The organism is Brevundimonas sp. (assembly GCF_004210735.1).
Classification (GTDB): domain Bacteria; phylum Pseudomonadota; class Alphaproteobacteria; order Caulobacterales; family Caulobacteraceae; genus Brevundimonas.
Genome location: NZ_SDZL01000006.1, coordinates 29,928 through 46,855, shown reverse-complemented (window position 1 = coordinate 46,855; position 16,928 = coordinate 29,928). Strand labels below are relative to the sequence as shown.

The window sequence follows — 16,928 nt, the reverse complement described above, 5'->3', positions numbered from 1 at the left end:
TCGATGACCAAGAAACCCTGGGCCGAGACGACGTTCGAGCGGAACCTGTTCCGCGCGCGCTGGCTGATGGCGCCCTTCTATCTGGGTCTGGTGGCGGCGCTGTTCATGCTGCTGACCGTCTTCGTGCGCGAACTGTTCTATTATGTGCCGCAGGCCTTCGTGATCGGCGAAGGGCACATGAATTCGGACGGCGCCATCCTGGCTATCCTCAGCCTGGTGGACCTGTCGCTGGCGGGCAATCTGCTGTTGATCGTCCTGTATTCCGGCTACGAGAATTTCGTCTCCAAACTGGATCTGGACGAGGACCATGTAGACCGGCCGCCGTGGATGGGCACGGTCGACTTCTCGGGCCTGAAGATGAAGCTGATCGCCTCCATCGTGGCGATCTCGGCCATCTATCTGCTGAAAAGCTTCATGAACATCGGCAAGCCGGGCCATCCGCTGGACGAGGCGGGGCTGATGTGGGCGGTGATCATCCACCTGACCTTCGTCGCCTCGGGCGTGCTGCTGGCCGTGATGGACTGGGTCGCCAGCAAGACCGACAAGCATTGATCTTAGGGGGCCTACCGCCCTTCGGGCTGCTTGAGGCCGGAGGCTTGGCCTACCGCCCTTCGGGCTGCTTGAGGCCGGTTCAGGGCCTACCGCGCTTTGCGCTACTTGAGGCGGGCGGCAGTGAGCGAGGCCCGGCTGTAAGCTCCGGTTAACCTTACAGCCCCAAGGCTGCCGCAAAGCGCGGCGACGGTGCGCGGCAGGGCCCGCGATGAGTCGGGCGCGTCGAAATCGACCGGAGCCATCGACATGCATCGCCGCCACCTTCTCGCCTCCGGCCTGGCCGTCGCCTCGACCTCGGCCCTGGGCGCCTGCGCCACGCGCCAGCCGGCCGACCCCAACTATCCGATCCGGTCCGACAACACGGCCCCCGCCTATACGTTCGACGAACTGGTCGCGGCCGGATCGCGCGAACTGGGCATCGCCTCGGAAGCCATCGGCGGCGCCATCGAACGCGTCTTCTCCGATCAGGGCGACCGCCCCACCGCCTATATCGCGGGCGAGGAAGCGTCCGGCGCGGCTGTCGCCGGCCTGCGCTATGGGCGCGGCGCGCTGCACATGAAGGACCTGTCCGCCTCGCAGGAGGTGTTCTGGCAGGGCGCCTCGATCGGCTGGGACTGGGGCGGCAACGCCAGCCGGGTCTTCACCCTGGTCTACGGCCTGTTCCACCCCGACATGATCTATCGCCGCTACCCCGGCGTGGAAGGCTCGGCCTATCTGATCGCCGGTCTGGGCGTGAACTATCAGCGCGCCGACGGCATCGTCCTGGCCCCCATCCGCACCGGCGTCGGCCTGCGCCTGGGCGCCAATGTCGGCACCATGAGCTACAGCCGCCAGCGCAACATCCTGCCTTTCTAGGCAGGAAGAGGCGCTAACGCGAGCGACGCGGTCGCTCGCTGCTTGAGCGCTTCACGGGCGCGCTGTGCGTTCAGGCCGGGTTTTGCACCAGCCGAAGCAAGGTCCCGTCGGGGTCGATCAGGCCGCCGATGCGCAGGCCGGACGGCGTCAGCGTTGGGCGGTGCAGGCGGGGCGGCTGGGCCGCGCCTTCCCTGATCCCGGCGGCCTCGCAGGCGGTGTAGAAGGCGTCCAGGTCATCCAGCCGCAGGCAGCAGCCGAACGAGCTGGTGGCCGGATCCAGGTCGGGAAAGGGAAAGAACTCCAGCGCCAGCCCGCCGCGCTTCAGGATCATCCAGCCGTGGTCACGCCAGGTCCGCTCGAACCCCAGCGCCGCATAGAAGGCCTCGGTCCGGTCGAAATCCCGGGACGGCAGGTTGGGCGTGGCGTGGTCGGTCATCGGCGGTCTCCGCTCAGGTCCGGGCGTCCATGATCGCCTCCAGCCCCTCGCGGTAGCCGGGATAGCGCGGGCGCCAGCCCAGTTCGGCCTTGGCGCGGGCGTTCGAGAGGCGTTTGGAGTCGCGATAGAAGCGGCGCATGGCGTCGGACACCGACGGCTCGTCCAGATCGATCTCTGCCGGGCGCGGCAGACCCAGGCGCGCGGCGGCCCATTCGATGACGGCGTCGGCCGGGGCGGGTTCGTCGTCGGCCAGGGTGTAGGCCCGGCCCGGATGCGGGCGCGCCATGGAGGCGAAGAAACCGGCCACGGCGTCGTCGACGTGGATGCGGTTGAACACCTGGCCCGGCTTGCGCACGATCCGCGCCGTGCCGTCCCACAGGCGCTCCAGCGCCGAGCGGCCGGGGCCATAGAGGGCGGGCAGGCGGAACAGCTGGACCGTCAGACCCATGCCGCGCCCGGCGTCCAGCCAGTCCTGCTCAGCCTTGACCCGGCGCGCGCCCTCCAACGTCGCGGCGTTCAGGGCGTCATCCTCGAAGGCCCAGCCGCCGTCGCGGTCGCCGTAGACGGCGGTGGACGAGACATAGCCGATCCAGTCGGGCCAGACGTCGCCGCCCAGCGCCGGCAGGAGGGCCCGCGCGCCGGGGCAGCCGTTGGCGTCCGGCGGGGCGGTGACCAGGATGGCCGTGGCGGCGGCGACGGCGGCCTTGAGCGCGGTCGTATCGGCGGGATCGACGGCGCCGAAGCCCTCGGCGATCAACGCCGCCCGGCGTTCGGCGTCGCGCGAGGTCAGCACGGCGCGTCCGCCCCGACGCACGGCATCGCGGGCCGCCGCCCGCCCCAACCAGCCGCCGCCGAACACCAGCAGGGCGGGGCGGCGCGCGAGGTCGGTCATCGTGTCTGCGGGAGCGGGGATGTCGGGCAAGACCTCAGGCGGCTCCGGCTTGTGGGGCGGCCTTCACCGCGGCCTGCGATTGCAGCGCCTCGGCCCGCTCGCCGTTCCAGCTGGAGACGCAGGGGATCTTGGACCGGTCGGCGCGGTCGGCGTAGCGACGGGCGATGTCGGTGACGTCGGCCATCAGGCCCTCGGCCAAGGTGATCGGCTTCAGACCCAGCTCGCGGAACTGGTCGTTGGCGACGACCAGGTCGTTCTCGTCCGCCTCCTGACGCGGATTGGCGACGTTGTGGACCTCGGCTCCCGTCATGGCGGCGACCATGGCGGCCAGGTCGCGGACGCGGCGGCTCTCGGTCATCTGGTTCAGGATCTTGACCCGGTCGCCCGATTTCGGCGGGTTGTTCAGCGCCAGCTCGACACAGCGCACCGTGTCCTGAATGTGGATGAAGGCCCGCGTCTGGCCGCCCGAGCCATGCACCGTCAGCGGATAGCCAAGCGCGCCCTGCATCAGGAAGCGGTTCAGGACGGTGCCGTAGTCGCCGTCATAGTCGAAGCGGTTGATCAGTCGCTCGTCCTGACGGGTCTCTTCGGTCTGGGCGCCCCAGACGATGCCCTGGTGCAGGTCGGTGATCCGCAGGCCGTCGTTCCTGGCGTAGAACTGGAACAGCAGGGCGTCCTGGGTCTTGGTCATGTGATAGATCGACCCCGGGTTCGGCGGGAACAGGATCTCCTGCTCGGTCGGACCGAAGTCGGTGTCCACCGTGACCTTCAGATAGCCCTCGGGGATGCGCAGGCCAGCGGTCGTATAGCCATAGACGCCCATGGTCCCCAGGTGCGCCAGATGCACGTCCCGCCCGCTCTCGACGATGGCGGCGAGCAGGTGGTTGGTGGCGTTCAGATTGTTGTCGACGGTGTACAGCTTGTGCCGCGCCGACTTCATCGAATAGGGAGCGGCCCGCTGTTCGGCGAAGTGGACGACGCTGTCCGGCGCCCAATCGCGGATCAGGGCGACCAGGCGGTCGAATTCCTTGCCGACCGTGATGTTCTGGAATTCGATAGTCTTGCCGCTGATCTCATTCCACGCGGCGATGCGCTCGCCCATGGTGCGGATGGGAGTCAGGGACTGGACCTCCAGCTCGTTGTCGATGTTGCGGCGGCTGAGGTTGTCGACGATCAGCACGTCCCAGCCGCGCGCCGACAGGTGCAGGGCCGTGGGCCAGCCGCAGAAGCCGTCGCCGCCCAGAATCATCACGCGCATGGTCGAACCTTCGTATTCGTCTGTGGCTTCTTGCTAACCGATGGCGAGAAGGGACGAAAGCGTGGTGGTGAGGCGTGTCGTTCCAGATCCCGACCAAAAAACAGGGTCTGAACCGTCTGAAAAGTCTGAAATTGGAGAACCATGACGCGCAGGTTAGCGGTCGGCTGCGTCGAACGCGGGCGCAGGCGTCAGGGCAGGGCCATCAGCACCAGCGGCCAGGGGCGTCCGGCGTCGTCGGTCTCGGCTCGGCCGACGGCGACGAAACCCATGCGTTCGTAGAAGGCGCGGGCGCCCGGGTTGCCCTCGTTGACCTTCAACCGCGCGGCGCCGTGGGCGAGGGCGTACAGGGTCAGGGCGCGGCCATAACCCCGGCGGTGCGCGTCCGGATCGACGAACAGGGCCGCCAGCTCGTCGCCGTCCAGCCCCAGGAAGCCGACTGGCCGCCCCTCGGCCTCCAGCGTCCACAGGCCCTGGCCGCTTGCCAGATAAGCCGCCACGTCCGGTTCGATGCCGTCGATCTCCGCGGGGGACAGGAAATGGTGCGTCGCCTCGACCGCGCGGCGCCAGACGCCCAGCAGGGCGGGCGCGTCGGCGGGTGCGATGGGCCGGATCATGACTAAAGCAGCGCCTCGATCGCCTTGCGGGCGGCGTCGCCCAGGTCGGGGCGCTTCAGCGCCAGGGCGACGTTGGCGCGCAGCAGGCCGATCTTGTCGCCGCAGTCGTGGGTCACGCCCTCGTATTCATAGGCGGTGAAGCTCTGGCTCTGCATCAGCCGGGCCATGGCGTCGGTCAGCTGGATCTCGCCGCCGGCGCCGCGTTCCTGCGTCTCCAGCAGATCGAAGATTTCCGGCTGCAGGATGTAGCGGCCCGAGATCGACATGTTCGACGGGGCCGTGCCCTGGGCGGGCTTTTCGACCATCCCCTTCATGGCGAAGCGGCGGCCGTCCTGCGACGAGGGGTCGATGATGCCGTATTTGTGGGTGTCGGCCTCGGGCACGGCCTCGACGCCGATGACGTTGCCGCCGACCTCGGCATAGATGTCGGCCAGCTGTTTCAGGGCGCCCGGCTGCGAATCCACGATCACGTCGGGCAGGATGACGGCGAACGGCTCGTGGCCGATGATGTCGCGGGCGCACCAGACGGCGTGGCCCAGCCCCTTGGGCTGCATCTGGCGGGTGAAGCTCATCTCGCCGGCCTGGGCCAGTTCGGCGTTCATGATCTGCAGGATCTCGGTCTTGCCCTTGGCCGCCAGCTGGGCCTCCAGCTCGATCTGGTGATCGAAATAGTCCTCGATCGCCTGTTTGGCGCGGCCGGTGACGAAGACGATGTGCTCGATCCCCGCCTCGCGCGCCTCTTCGACGATGTAGGACAGGATCGGCCGGTCGACGACGTTCAGCAGTTCCTTCGGCGTGGTCTTGGTGCCGGGCAGCACGCGCGTGCCCAGACCGGCGACAGGCAGGACCGCCTTGCGAAGGCGGGCGGGGGAATGAGACATCGGTCGTCCTGAACAGCCAAGGTTATGCGTCATAGCGCAAACGCAAGAGCCGACCAACGCGCTCACGCCGCAGGAGTTTCGCTCGATCTCTTCCTTCTCCCCTTGTGGGAGAAGGTGGGCGCCGAAGGCGCTCGGATGAGGGGTCTCGCCACCGCCAGACGGAAGCCCATCTCAAACGTCTCGCAACCCCTCATCCGTCTTGCTTCGCAAGCCACCTTCTCCCGCAAGGGGAGAAGGGTTCAGATCACTCCACCGTCACCGACTTGGCCAAGTTGCGGGGCTGGTCGACGTCGGTGCCTTTTTGCACGGCGGTGTAATAGGCCAGCAGCTGCACCGGCACGGCATAGACCAGCGGCGCGATCAGCGGGTGGCAGTCGGGGGCGTCGACGCGGCGGATGCCCGCGCCGTGCGGGGCCGGGGCCTTGGCCGGGGCGATCATGATCACCGGGCCGCCGCGCGCGGCGACCTCCTGCAGGTTCGAGGCGGTCTTTTCATAGACGTCGTCGAGGGGGGCGAGCGCGATGGTCGGCGTCTCCTCGTCGATCAGGGCGATGGGACCGTGCTTCAGTTCACCGGCGGCATAGCCCTCGGCGTGGATATAGCTGATCTCCTTCAGCTTCAGCGCGCCTTCCATGGCCAGGGGGAACATGGCGCCCCGGCCCAGGAACAGCACGTCGGTCGCCCTGGCCAGGTCATGGGCCACGGCCTTGATCTGGACGTCCATCTGCACCGCCTCGGCGATCAGGCGCGGGGCCTCGAACAGGGCCTTGACCAGTTCGGCTTCGCGCACCGCGTCGATCCGGCCGCGCGCGACGCCCGCCGCGACGGCCAGCGCCAGCAGGGCCGAGACCTGGGCGGTGAAGGCCTTGGTCGAGGCGACGCCGATTTCCGGGCCGGCATGGGTCGGCCACAGGATTTCGGCCTCGCGCGCCATGGAGGACGAGTGGACGTTGACCACGGCGGCGGTTTTCAGGCCCTGCGCCTTGCACCAGGTCAGGCTGGCCAGGGTGTCGGCGGTCTCGCCCGACTGGCTGACGGCCACGGCGATGGTGCCCGGCGTCAGGGCGGGGGAGCGATAGCGGAACTCGGACGCGATCTCGACGTCGCAGGGCAGGCCGGCCAGTTTTTCAAACGCGTATTTGCCGATCTGACCGGCGTAGAAGGCGGTGCCGCAGGCGACGATCTGCAACCGGTCCACGGCGGCGAAATCGACGGCCTGGACCTTGGCCTTGCCGGTCACCAGGTCGAGGTATTCGGACAGGGTGTGCTGGACGCTGTCGGGCTGTTCATGGATTTCCTTCTCCATGAAGTGGCGATAGGCGCCCTTTTCGACCATGGCCGACGAGGCCGAGACCTGGACGATCTCGCGCTCCACGGCGGCGCCCGAGGCGTCGAACATGCGCGCGCCCGAGCGCGTCATGGCGACATAGTCGCCTTCTTCCAGATAGCTGATCTTCTGCGTGAAGGGGCCGACCGCCAGGGCGTCAGAGCCCAGATACATCTCGCCCTCGCCCCAGCCGACGACCAGCGGGCTGCCGCGCCGGGCGCCCAGGATCAGCTCGTCCTCGCCCTCGATCAGCACCGCCAGGGCATAGGCGCCGGTCAGCCGGTCCAGCGTGGCCTTGAAAGCGGCCAGAGGCTCGGCGCCATTGGCCAGGTTGTGGTCCAGCAGATGGGCCACGACCTCGGTGTCGGTCTGGCTTTCGAATACGCGGCCCTCGGCCTGCAGTTCTGCCTTCAGTTCGGCGAAATTCTCGATGATGCCGTTGTGGACCAGGCAGACCCGGCCCGCCTTGTGCGGGTGGGCGTTGGGCACGGACGGCGCGCCGTGGGTGGCCCAGCGGGTGTGGCCGATGGCGATGGTCGACGACAGGGGTTCGGCCGCCAGCACGGCCTCCAGCTCGCGGATCTTGCCCTTGGCGCGGCGGCGTTCGATGGCGCCGCCGACGATGGCGGCGACCCCGGCGGAATCGTAGCCGCGGTATTCCAGCCGCTTCAGGCTGTCGATGACGCGGGGAACGGCCGGGCCCGTGCCGGTGACGCCGATGATGCCGCACATGATGGTCGCTCCACGCTTTCGATCGGGACGGCGTCGCTTTGCGCGACGACGCCGGACAGTTTAAGCCGGTCCGTTCCGCCCGGTTCGCATCTAGGGGATGATTGGACCGGCGCCATCCAAAAAAGGGTTTCGGAAGGTTTCTTTCGGCCCCGAAACGCAAGGGACGACGCCGTGGGCGAAAGAAAATACTTCGGCACCGACGGCATTCGCGGCCGCGCCAACACCCATCCGATGACGGCCGAGGTCGCCCTGCGCGTCGGCCTGGCGGCGGGCAAGCTGTTCCGCACCGACGACGACCGTCGCCATCTGGTCGTGATCGGCAAGGACACCCGGCTGTCGGGCTATACGATCGAGCCGGCGCTGGTCGCGGGCCTGGCCAGTGTGGGCATGGATGTGCGCACTTTCGGGCCGTTGCCGACGCCGGGCGTGGCGATGATGACCCGCTCGATGCGCGCGGATCTGGGGATCATGATCTCGGCCTCGCACAACGACTACGCCGACAACGGGATCAAGCTGTTCGGGCCGGACGGCTACAAGCTGTCGGACGAGATTGAGCTGAAGATCGAGGCGATGATGGACGAGGGGCTGGGCGACGGCCTGGCGCCGTCGGACCGTCTGGGCCGGGTCAAGCGCATCGACGACGCCCCGCCGCGTTATATCGAGATCGCCAAGTCCGCCTTCCCCAAGCGGCTCAGCCTCAAGGGCCTGCGCATCGCCGTCGACTGCGCCAACGGCGCCGGCTATCGCGTGGCCCCGACGACCCTGTACGAACTGGGGGCTGAGGTGTTCCCCGTAGGGGTCGAGCCGAACGGCCTGAACATCAACGCGGACTGCGGATCGACCCATCCGGGCACGGTGTCCGAGGCGGTGAAACGCTATCGCTGCGACATCGGCATCGCCCTGGACGGCGACGCCGACCGGGTCATCATCTGCGACGAGAAGGGCAATGTGGTCGATGGCGATCAGATCATGGCTCTGGTCGGGCTGGACTGGGCCAAGCGCGGGCGGCTGGCGGGCGGCGGCGTGGTCGCCACTGTCATGTCCAACCTGGGGCTGGAGCGGCGTCTGAAGGCCGAGGGCCTGACGCTGGAGCGGACCAAGGTCGGCGACCGCTATGTCATGGAGCGGATGCAGTCGGGCGGTTTCAACATCGGCGGCGAGCAGTCGGGCCACATCATCCTGAAGGACCACGCCACCACGGGCGATGGCCTTATGGCGGCGTTGCAGGTGCTGGCCGTCCTGGTCGAAAGCGGCCGCCCGATGAGCGAGCTGGCCCGCCAGTTCGAGCCCGTGCCGCAACTGCTCCAGAACGTCCGCTACTCCGCCGGAAAGCCGCTGGACGACGCCGGGGTCAAGGCCGCGATCGCCGAGGCCGAGGGTGCGCTGAACGGCGCCGGCCGCCTGCTGGTGCGGCCGTCCGGCACGGAAAAGCTGATCCGCGTCATGGCCGAGGGCGACGACGAGGCGCTGGTCAAGCGCGTCGTCGCCGATGTGGCCGCGGCGGTGAAGGCGGCGGGCTGATCGCCCGCCGCATCCGGCCTTAGATCGCGGCCAGGGCCTGTTGCAGGTCGGCCCACAGATCCTCGACATTCTCGATGCCGACCGACAGCCGCACCAGGTTGTCGCCGATGCCGCTGCGCTGCTTGGCCTCGGCCGTATAGTCCGAGTGGGTCATGCTGGACGGGTGCGAGGCCAGGCTCTCGGCGCCGCCCAGGCTGACGGCCAGCTTGAACAGGGTCAGGGCGTTCAGCATGCGGAAAGCCTCGGCCTCGCCGCCCGGCAGGCGCAGGGCGAAGGTCGAGCCCATGCCCCGGCACTGGCTGTCGAAGATGGCCTGCTGCTCGGGCGAGGCGTCCGGGCCGCCGGCGGTCAGCACCTCGTTCACGCGCGGATCGGCGCGCAGGCGCTCGGCCAGAACCATGGCGTTCTGCTGCGCCCGCTCCATGCGGATGTGCAGCGTCTCCAGACTGCGCAGCAGCAGCCAGGCGGTGTGCGGGTCGGTGGTCGTGCCGCAGATGGTCCGCATCTCGCCCACCCGCGCCATGATGTCGGCGCCGCCCATGCAGCCGCCCGCGATCAGGTCCGAATGGCCGCCGACGTATTTGGTCAGAGAATACAGCACCAGGTCCGCGCCCAGCTCCAGCGGGCTCTGCCACAGCGGTCCCAGGAAGGTGTTGTCGACGGCGACGATCGGGCGCTCGGCCTGGTCGATGGCTTTCGCCCCCGCCACGGCGCGGGCGATGTCGACCAGTTGATTGGTCGGATTGGCGGGGGTCTCCAGATAGACGGCGGCCAGACGCCCGCCGGTCGCCCTCGCCTGACGGGCCGCGTCGATCATGGCGGCGTCCAGCGCGTCGGCGCCCTCGGTCGCGGGGATGCTGATCGCCTTGACGCCATAGCGGGGCAGGATGCGGTCGAACAGATATTCGGTCCCGCCGTATGCGGGGGCCGTGTACAGGATCACGTCGCCCGGCCGCACCAGCGCCAGCATGGCGGTCGAGATGGCGGCCATGCCGCTGGAGAAGACCAGCGCCTTGTCCGCCTTGTCCCAGACGGCCAGACGATCTTCCAGAATCTCGAGGTTCGGGTTGTTGATCCGCGAATAGATCAGGCCCAGCGCCTCGTCCGGGTCGCGCTGGCGCAGGCCGTAGGCGACCTCGAAGAAGCGCTTGCCGTCCTCGGCCGACTTGAAGACGAAGGTGGACGCCTGGAACAGCGGGGCCTTGATCGCGCCTTCCGACAGGGCCGGGTCATAGCCATAGCCCATCATCAGGGTTTCGGGCGCGAGCGTGCGGTCGCCCAGCACGCGGGTGCGGTGACGGTTCATTGTTTTGTTTCCTCTCCGTCAGGCGTGATAGCCGACCCCGGAAGGACGCGCCAGCGAACGCCAGAATCGCGCATTGCCCGGCGTGGGAGAACTTTTCACCGTCGAGCGATCAGGGCGTCAGCGCCTGAACCACGTCCTCGATCCGCTTGCGGATGTCGGGGACGGCGATGGTCTCCCAGAAAGCGGCGCGCGCGGGCGGCCCCAGCACGAACAGGGCCGGATCGGGCGCGCCGTCGGCGTTCAGGACGCGGCCGGTCGCATCGAGATCAAGGCCGAGACGCAGGGGATCCAGCCGCGCGCGACCATCGGCGATCAGCGGCCCGGTCAGGGGATCGCGGGCGGCGTCGTGGCCGGGACCGGTGCAGTCCAGCAGCCAGGCGGCGCGCAGCGGCGGCTGGGCGGCGCCGGCGCGCGGGGTCCAGTCGACGATCACGCCCGCCGCGTCGGCCGTCACGCAGCGCACACGGCCCGCATGGACGATCAGGCGACCGTCCTGTTTCAGCTGATCCAGCGCCTGGGCGATACGGTCGGCGATGCGGTGGCGGTGCACGTCCCACCACGGGCGCAGATGACGCACCAGTCGGGCGCGCTGGCCGCTGTCGGTCTCGCGCCACAGGTCGGCGGTGATCGGGCGATAGGCGTCCATCACCTCGCGCCAGCCGGTTTCGGCGGCCAGACGGCGGGCGGCGGCCAGACGGCGGGACGCCGGGCCGGTGGTCGCCTCGGGCGGCAGGGTCGCGGGATGATCCGGGTGCTGACGATGGGCGCGGGGCAGCAGGCCACGACGCGACAGGGCCAATGCCCGGCCGCGCCAGCCGCGCGCGGTCAACGCCTGCGCCATGTCGACCATGGTCAGGCCCGTGCCGACGATCAGCACGTCGTCGTCCATGCCGATCCGTTCCAGCGCGCCGGGCGCCCAGGGATCGGGAATGATGCGCTCGCCGGCGCCCGGTTCGGCGGTCTTCGGCGCCGGATTGCCGGTGGCCAGGACGACGGCGCGGCCCGCGATGCGGCGGCCGTCGGCCAGACGCACGCCGTGCGCCTTGATGGTCGCGACCTGACCCACGACCCGTTCGATCAGGCCGGGATGGGCCGCCTCGGCGCCCGCCAGCCGGTCCTGCACATAGCGGCCATAGATCTGGCGCGGGGCGAAATCCTCGGGGTCGGCCAGGTCGGGGTGGTGGACCGTCAGCCAGTCGACGAAGTCATTGGGCCGCCCTTCGATAGCGCTCATCCGGTTCGAACGAACGTTCAGCAGATGGCCCGCGAACGGCGTGGAATAGGCGACGCCCAGACCGAAATCATCGGTGCGGCCGATCAGGACGGAGGGCAGGCCCGCCTCGGCCAGCCGCGCCGCCAGCATGGATCCGGAAAAACCGGCCCCGACAATGACGATGGGCTCTCGCGAAGACTCGACCATGGCCGTTCCTCGCCCGAAGACCGCGCCGGGTCAAATGCCGTCAGATCTCCTGGTTGAACGCGCCGACCTCGGGGTGGGCGGCGAGGCGGGGCTTCACCTCCTCGCGGAACAGGGCGCGCATGTCGTCTTCCGAACGCATGCTTTCGACCACCACCACCAGTTCGGGCTTGTTCGACGAGGCGCGGACCAGCACCCAGCTTCCGTCTTCCAGATGCACGCGCACGCCGTTGACAGTGATCGCCTCGACGATCCTGCGACCCAGAATCGAGCCGCCGGACGCGGCCAGGTCCTCGTATTCCTTCACGATCTTCGCCAGCACGTCGTATTTCAGCTCGTCGTCGCAGTGGGGCGACATGGTCAGGCTGGTCCAGGCGTCGGGCAGGGCGGCCTTCAGCTCGCTGAGGCTCTTGCCCGGATTGCGGTCCAGCATGGCCAGCACGGCGCCGGCCGCGACCAGTCCGTCGTCATAGCCATGGCCCAGGTCGCCGGCCATGAAGAAGTGGCCCGACTTCTCGAACCCGGCCAGGGCGCCGATCTCGGCGGTCTTGCGCTTGATATAGGAGTGGCCGGTCTTCCAGTAGACGGTGGTCGCGCCGTTCGCCTTCAGCACCTCGTCGGTCTTGTACAGGCCGGTCGACTTCACATCGACGACGAAGGTCGCGTTGGGATGGCTGGCCGACAGGTCGCGGGCCAGCATCAGGCCGATCTTGTCGGCGAAAATCTCCTCGCCCGTGTTGTCGACCACCCCGCAGCGGTCGCCGTCGCCGTCAAAGCCCAGGGCCAGGTCGGCGCCGGTCTCGCGCACCTTGGCCGCCATCTGCACCAGCATGGCGTGATCTTCCGGGTTCGGATTGTATTTGGGGAAGGTGAAGTCCAGCTCGGTGTCCATCTCGATCACCTCGGCGCCCATGGCCCGCAGCGCGGCGGGGGCGAAGGCGCCGGCGGTGCCGTTGCCGCAGGCGGCGACGACCCGTAGCGGACGGGACAGCTTCACCTTGGACGCCACATCGGCGATGTAGCGGTCGCGGAAGCCCTCGATCCGCTCCAGACGGCCGCCGGGGCGGCTCACGCCCTGGTCGCCCAGCACGATCTCCTTCAGGCGGCCGATCTCGTCGGGACCGAAAGTCAGGGGTGGGTTGGCGCCCATCTTGACCCCGGTCCAGCCGTTCTCGTTATGGCTGGCGGTGACCATGGCGACGCAGGGAGCGTCCAGCGCAAACTGGGCGTAATAGGCCATCGGCGACAGGGCCAGGCCGACGTCCAGAACCTCCATCCCGCCTTCCAGCAGGCCCAGGATCAGGGCGTGTTTCACGGTCATCGAATAGGACCGGTAGTCGTGGCCGACGACGATGCGCGGGGTCTGGCCGATCTCGTGGACATAGGTCGCCAGACCCAGGCCCAGCGCCTGAATGCCCAGCAGGTTGATTTCCTTCTCCAGGATCCAGCGCGCGTCATATTCGCGGAAGCCGGTCGGCTTCACGAGCGGGAGGGTCTCGTACTCCGCCGTATTGGGGCGGATGTCCGTGCGCGGCGTCGTCATGAGGCGTCCTGAACGTGCTTAGGGCCAGACCAGGGCCAGCGCCGTCATCGCCACAAAGGCGATCAGGGCCAGCGAAAAGAAGAGGCGGTCCGACATGAGAAGGGGAGTCTATCCGGGTGGGCCGGGACCGACAACCAACGCCTGAACGCCGTTATGGGTGCGGGTGTTGAACCGGGCGAATCTTGACCGACCCCGACGGCGCGGCCTACCCCGTAACTTACGTAACCGGAGACTTCGATGCCGCGCCTGATCCTGCTTCGCCATGGCCAGAGCCAGTGGAACCTCGAGAACCGCTTCACCGGCTGGGTCGATGTGGACCTGACGGCCGAGGGCGAGGCCCAGGCCCGGCGCGGCGGCGAACTGATCGCGGCGGCGGGTTTCCATCCGGCGGTGATGTTCACCTCGGTCCTGACGCGGGCGCAGCGCACGGGCGCGCTGGCGCTGGACGCTGCGGGCCTGAAAGATGTGCCGGTGGTCGAGGACTGGCGCCTGAACGAGCGGCACTATGGCGGCCTGACCGGGCTGGACAAGGCCGAGACGGCGGCGAAACACGGCGAGGATCAGGTCAAGGTCTGGCGCCGCAGCTATGACGTGCCGCCGCCGCCGCTGGCCGCCGGTGGCGAGTTCGATTTCCACGCCGACCCCCGCTACGCCGGCAAGGCGATCCCGGACACCGAAAGCCTGAAGACCACGCTGGACCGGGTGCTGCCCTATTGGGACGAGGCGATCGCGCCGCGCCTGAAGGCGGGGCAGGATGTGCTGATCGCGGCCCACGGCAATTCGCTGCGGGCCATCGTCAAACACCTGTTCGCCGTGCCGGACGACCAGATCGTCGGCGTCGAGATCCCGACCGGCAATCCGCTGGAGATCGATCTGGACGCCGCACTGAAGCCGGTCGCGGCGAAATATCTGGACGAGGGGCGGGCCCAGCCCCTGCCGGCGATCCGATGAGCAACTATTCCGACGACGACCGCCGCTTCATGGCCCGCGCGGTCGAACTGGCGCTGGCCCGGATGGGCGAGACCTGGCCCAATCCGGCGGTCGGCTGCGTGATCGCCAAGGACGGCGTGCTGCTGGCCGAGGCCGCGACCGCGCCGGGCGGGCGCCCCCACGCCGAAGAACAGGCCGTTCCGGCGGCCGGCGAAGCTGCGCGTGGCGCCACCGCCTATGTCACGCTGGAGCCGTGCGGCGCCCGGTCGTCGGGCCGCAAATCCTGCGCCCATTTCCTGGGCGAGGCAGGGATCAGCCGGGTGGTGATCGCAGCGCTGGACCCGTCGCCCTTCGCCTCGGGCCGGGGCACCGAGCGGTTGCGCCAGTCGGGACTGCAGGTCGAGACGGGCCTGCTGGGCGACGAGGCCGCCGTCCTGTGCGAGGGCTTCCTGCACAGGCTGGAGACCGGCCGTCCCATGGTGCGGATCAGCGAGGACGGCGCCGGGTTCGACGCCCGCTTCGTCGCCTCGCCCAAGGCCGATCTGGTGACCGAGCTGAAACGTCTGGGCGAGGCCGGCTACACCCGCGTCTGGACCCCGGCGGGCGATCTGGCGGATGCGCTGGCCGAGCAGGGGCTTTTGAGTCTTTAGGGCGCTAACGCTCGCGACGCGGTCGCTCGCTGCCTGAGCGCGCCTGCTCCTCCCTGTCTGTGGGGAGGGGGCCGTGGCCTCGCCTCCCGAAACGCCTGTTTTTTAAAACCATTCTTAATCCGGCATGGTTAAGGCTGGCCCGATGAGCGCCGAACCCGCAGCCGTCGAACGCAAGCGCCTGACGCAGGCCGAGCTGGACGCCATCTGCGCCCGGCACGACCGGCTGTGGCAGGCCAAGCCGGGGGGCGCGCGGGCGGTTTTCGCGTGGATGGACCTGACCGGCCTGGACCTGCGCGGCCGCAACCTGACCGACGCCGATTTTTCCGCCGCCTGCATGATCGGCTGCGACCTGAGCCGGGCCAAGCTGGACAACGCCGCCTTCTTCGGCGCGGACATGCAGGACATCATTCTGGTCGAGGCCAGCCTGCGCCGGGCGGACCTGCGCGGCGCCTGCCTGCGCGGCGCGGATCTGTCGGGCGCCGACCTGTTCGAGGCCGACCTGCGCGAGGGGGCCATCGCCGCCGCCGACCGCAAGATCGGCTTCCGTCTGGTCGAGGCCCAGAACCGCGACGCGACCGAGGCGCGCGGCGCCTCCCTCGTCGGGGCCAATCTGGAACGGTCGAAACTGACCGGCGTGATCGCCCAGGCCGCCGATTTCACCGATGCGGTGATGCGCGACTGCAAACTGGTGCGCGCCAACCTGAAACAGGCCAGTTTCCGCGGCGCGGACCTGGCCGGGGCCGACTTGTCCGGGGCTGATCTGTCCGGCGCCGACCTGCGCGACGCGGTGCTGGTGGGGGTCAAGGCCGCCATGTGGCGGACCGACGGGGCCAGGATGGAGGGCGCCCTGACCGACGACCGGCCCGCCGGCTCGCCCGTTGAACGGATGCCCGCTGCCGAGATGCTGCGTGAACACGCCCTGTGGTGCGAGACGGGCGGGGCCAAGGGCCAGCCCTCGGTGTTCGACAAGGTCGACCTGCGCCCGCTGAAATCGATCACCGGACTGAACCTGACGGCCCTGTCGGCCAAGGGCGCGGTCTTCTATGGCCTGGATATGCAGGGGGTGCAGTTGCAGGGCGCCCAGCTTCAGGGGGCGGACCTGCGCTCGGCCAATCTGCGGCGTGCCGACCTGCGCGGGGCGCGACTGACCGGGGCGCGACTGAACGGCGCCGATCTGCGCGAGGCGCAACTGGGGCCGCTGATGCTGGGGCCGGATCGTCTGTTGCCGGCGGATCTGTCGGACGCCTGCCTTCGTGCAGCGGACCTGTCGGGGGCGGATCTGCGTCGGGCGTCGTTCCGGGGCGCCGATCTGGCGCGCACCCTGCTGCACGGGGCCCAGACCAAGCTGACCGACCTGTCCGGCGCCAACCTGACCGCGATCAAGGGTCTGGACGCGCAGGGCGGCTGGGTCCGCGAGGCGACCCAGGGCTGACACGAAAAAGGGGCGGCGCGAACGCCGCCCCAGTCGATCGGGGATGGAGGACCTTGAAGGTCGGGGGAGGGCTTACGCCGCCTTTCTGGTCTTGGGGGCAGGCTTGCTGTCGACCTGGCCTTCGATCAGCGGCTGGCCGGCGCCGATCTCGATCCGGCGCGGCTTCAGCGCCTCGGGCAGTTCACGCTTCAGGTCGATGGTCAGCAGGCCGTTCGACAGGTCCGCCTTTTCGACCACGACATAGTCGGCCAGCTGGAACCGGCGCTCGAAATCGCGCTCGGCCAGGCCGCGGTGCAGGAAGGTGCGGGCTGCTGCGGCGTCGTCATTGGCGGTCTTGCGGCCGGTGACGGTGAGCAGGTTCTCCTTCGCCTCGATGTTCAGCTCGTCGGGCTTGAAGCCGGCGACGGCGATCTCGATGCGATAGGCGTTCTCGCCCGTGGTCTCGATATTGTAGGGGGGCCAGCCGTTTTCCTGGCTGGTGCGCGCAGCGCTCTCCAGCAGGTTCGCCATCCGGTCGAAACCGACGGCCGAGCGATAGAGCGGCGAGAAATCATAGGTACGCATGTCATCCTCCTGAGGATC

At 68.9% G+C, this 16,928-nt stretch carries 16 protein-coding genes; 6 read left to right on the top strand and 10 right to left on the bottom strand.

Going from position 1 to position 16,928, the window contains the following annotated elements; all coding sequences use genetic code 11:
• Positions 1 to 3 precede the first annotated feature (3 nt).
• Together EON91_RS02255 and EON91_RS02250 are read left to right on the top strand one after the other, a co-directional pair.
• On the top strand, positions 4 to 552 hold the full coding sequence (locus tag EON91_RS02255) for a TIGR00645 family protein (RefSeq protein ID WP_292091315.1): 549 nt from the start codon (positions 4 to 6) through the stop codon (positions 550 to 552).
• A 246-nt stretch (positions 553 to 798) separates the two neighbouring features.
• Positions 799 to 1,407 carry a DUF1134 domain-containing protein gene (locus EON91_RS02250; protein WP_292091314.1) on the top strand — a complete coding sequence of 203 codons (609 nt, stop codon included), beginning with the start codon at positions 799 to 801 and terminating at the stop codon, positions 1,405 to 1,407.
• Between the two features lie 70 nt (positions 1,408 to 1,477).
• On the opposite strand, the gene EON91_RS02245 is transcribed toward EON91_RS02250, so the two are convergent.
• The 6 genes from EON91_RS02245 to glmS all read right to left on the bottom strand — a co-directional run bounded on the left by EON91_RS02245 (position 1,478) and on the right by glmS (position 7,547).
• Positions 1,478 to 1,843 (bottom strand): bleomycin resistance protein, encoded by a 366-nt coding sequence (locus EON91_RS02245; RefSeq protein ID WP_292091313.1) that lies wholly within the window; start codon positions 1,841 to 1,843, stop codon positions 1,478 to 1,480.
• A 13-nt stretch (positions 1,844 to 1,856) separates the two neighbouring features.
• Complete coding sequence (locus tag EON91_RS02240; protein WP_292091312.1) at positions 1,857 to 2,735, bottom strand: SDR family NAD(P)-dependent oxidoreductase; 879 nt, start codon at positions 2,733 to 2,735, stop codon at positions 1,857 to 1,859.
• A gap of 34 nt (positions 2,736 to 2,769) precedes the next feature.
• Positions 2,770 to 3,993, bottom strand: coding sequence for an NAD-dependent epimerase/dehydratase family protein (locus EON91_RS02235; protein WP_292091311.1), 1,224 nt, complete (start codon positions 3,991 to 3,993; stop codon positions 2,770 to 2,772).
• A 188-nt stretch (positions 3,994 to 4,181) separates the two neighbouring features.
• Complete coding sequence (locus EON91_RS02230; RefSeq protein ID WP_292091309.1) at positions 4,182 to 4,607, bottom strand: GNAT family N-acetyltransferase; 426 nt, start codon at positions 4,605 to 4,607, stop codon at positions 4,182 to 4,184.
• Positions 4,608 to 4,609: 2 nt separating this feature from the next.
• The gene (gene galU / locus EON91_RS02225) at positions 4,610 to 5,488 is read right to left on the bottom strand and encodes a UTP--glucose-1-phosphate uridylyltransferase GalU (protein WP_292091307.1); all 879 of its coding nucleotides are present in this window, start codon (positions 5,486 to 5,488) and stop codon (positions 4,610 to 4,612) included.
• A gap of 244 nt (positions 5,489 to 5,732) precedes the next feature.
• The gene (gene glmS / locus EON91_RS02220; protein ID WP_292091305.1) at positions 5,733 to 7,547 is read right to left on the bottom strand and encodes a glutamine--fructose-6-phosphate transaminase (isomerizing); all 1,815 of its coding nucleotides are present in this window, start codon (positions 7,545 to 7,547) and stop codon (positions 5,733 to 5,735) included.
• Positions 7,548 to 7,718: 171 nt separating this feature from the next.
• Between glmS and glmM the strand changes: the two genes are divergently transcribed.
• Positions 7,719 to 9,068, top strand: coding sequence for a phosphoglucosamine mutase (gene glmM / locus EON91_RS02215; RefSeq protein WP_292091304.1), 1,350 nt, complete (start codon positions 7,719 to 7,721; stop codon positions 9,066 to 9,068).
• 19 nt (positions 9,069 to 9,087) lie between these two features.
• On the opposite strand, the gene EON91_RS02210 is transcribed toward glmM, so the two are convergent.
• From EON91_RS02210 to EON91_RS02200, 3 genes are all read right to left on the bottom strand, one after another.
• Entirely contained in the window at positions 9,088 to 10,374 is a 1,287-nt protein-coding gene (locus EON91_RS02210) for a cystathionine gamma-synthase family protein (protein ID WP_292091303.1), read from the bottom strand.
• 109 nt (positions 10,375 to 10,483) lie between these two features.
• Positions 10,484 to 11,794: an FAD/NAD(P)-binding protein gene (locus EON91_RS02205; RefSeq protein ID WP_292091302.1), complete on the bottom strand. Its 1,311-nt coding sequence runs from the start codon at positions 11,792 to 11,794 to the stop codon at positions 10,484 to 10,486.
• Between the two features lie 40 nt (positions 11,795 to 11,834).
• Positions 11,835 to 13,334: a phosphomannomutase/phosphoglucomutase gene (locus EON91_RS02200; RefSeq protein WP_292091300.1), complete on the bottom strand. Its 1,500-nt coding sequence runs from the start codon at positions 13,332 to 13,334 to the stop codon at positions 11,835 to 11,837.
• A gap of 237 nt (positions 13,335 to 13,571) precedes the next feature.
• On the opposite strand from EON91_RS02200, the gene gpmA reads away from it, so the two are divergent.
• The 3 genes from gpmA (at position 13,572) to EON91_RS02185 (ending at position 16,346) form a co-directional block, all read left to right on the top strand.
• A complete protein-coding gene (gpmA, locus tag EON91_RS02195; protein WP_292091298.1) occupies positions 13,572 to 14,285 on the top strand; it encodes a 2,3-diphosphoglycerate-dependent phosphoglycerate mutase in 714 nt (237 codons plus the stop codon).
• Entirely contained in the window at positions 14,282 to 14,914 is a 633-nt protein-coding gene (locus EON91_RS02190; protein ID WP_292091297.1) for a bifunctional diaminohydroxyphosphoribosylaminopyrimidine deaminase/5-amino-6-(5-phosphoribosylamino)uracil reductase RibD, read from the top strand. The genes gpmA and EON91_RS02190 overlap by 4 nt, the downstream gene beginning before the upstream one ends.
• A 142-nt stretch (positions 14,915 to 15,056) precedes the next feature.
• Positions 15,057 to 16,346, top strand: coding sequence for a pentapeptide repeat-containing protein (locus tag EON91_RS02185; protein WP_292091296.1), 1,290 nt, complete (start codon positions 15,057 to 15,059; stop codon positions 16,344 to 16,346).
• A gap of 72 nt (positions 16,347 to 16,418) precedes the next feature.
• Here EON91_RS02185 and EON91_RS02180 read toward each other — a convergent pair whose 3' ends face one another.
• Positions 16,419 to 16,910, bottom strand: a complete 492-nt coding sequence (locus tag EON91_RS02180; RefSeq protein WP_292091294.1) for an Hsp20 family protein — start codon at positions 16,908 to 16,910, stop codon at positions 16,419 to 16,421.
• Between the last annotated feature and the right edge of the window lie 18 nt (positions 16,911 to 16,928).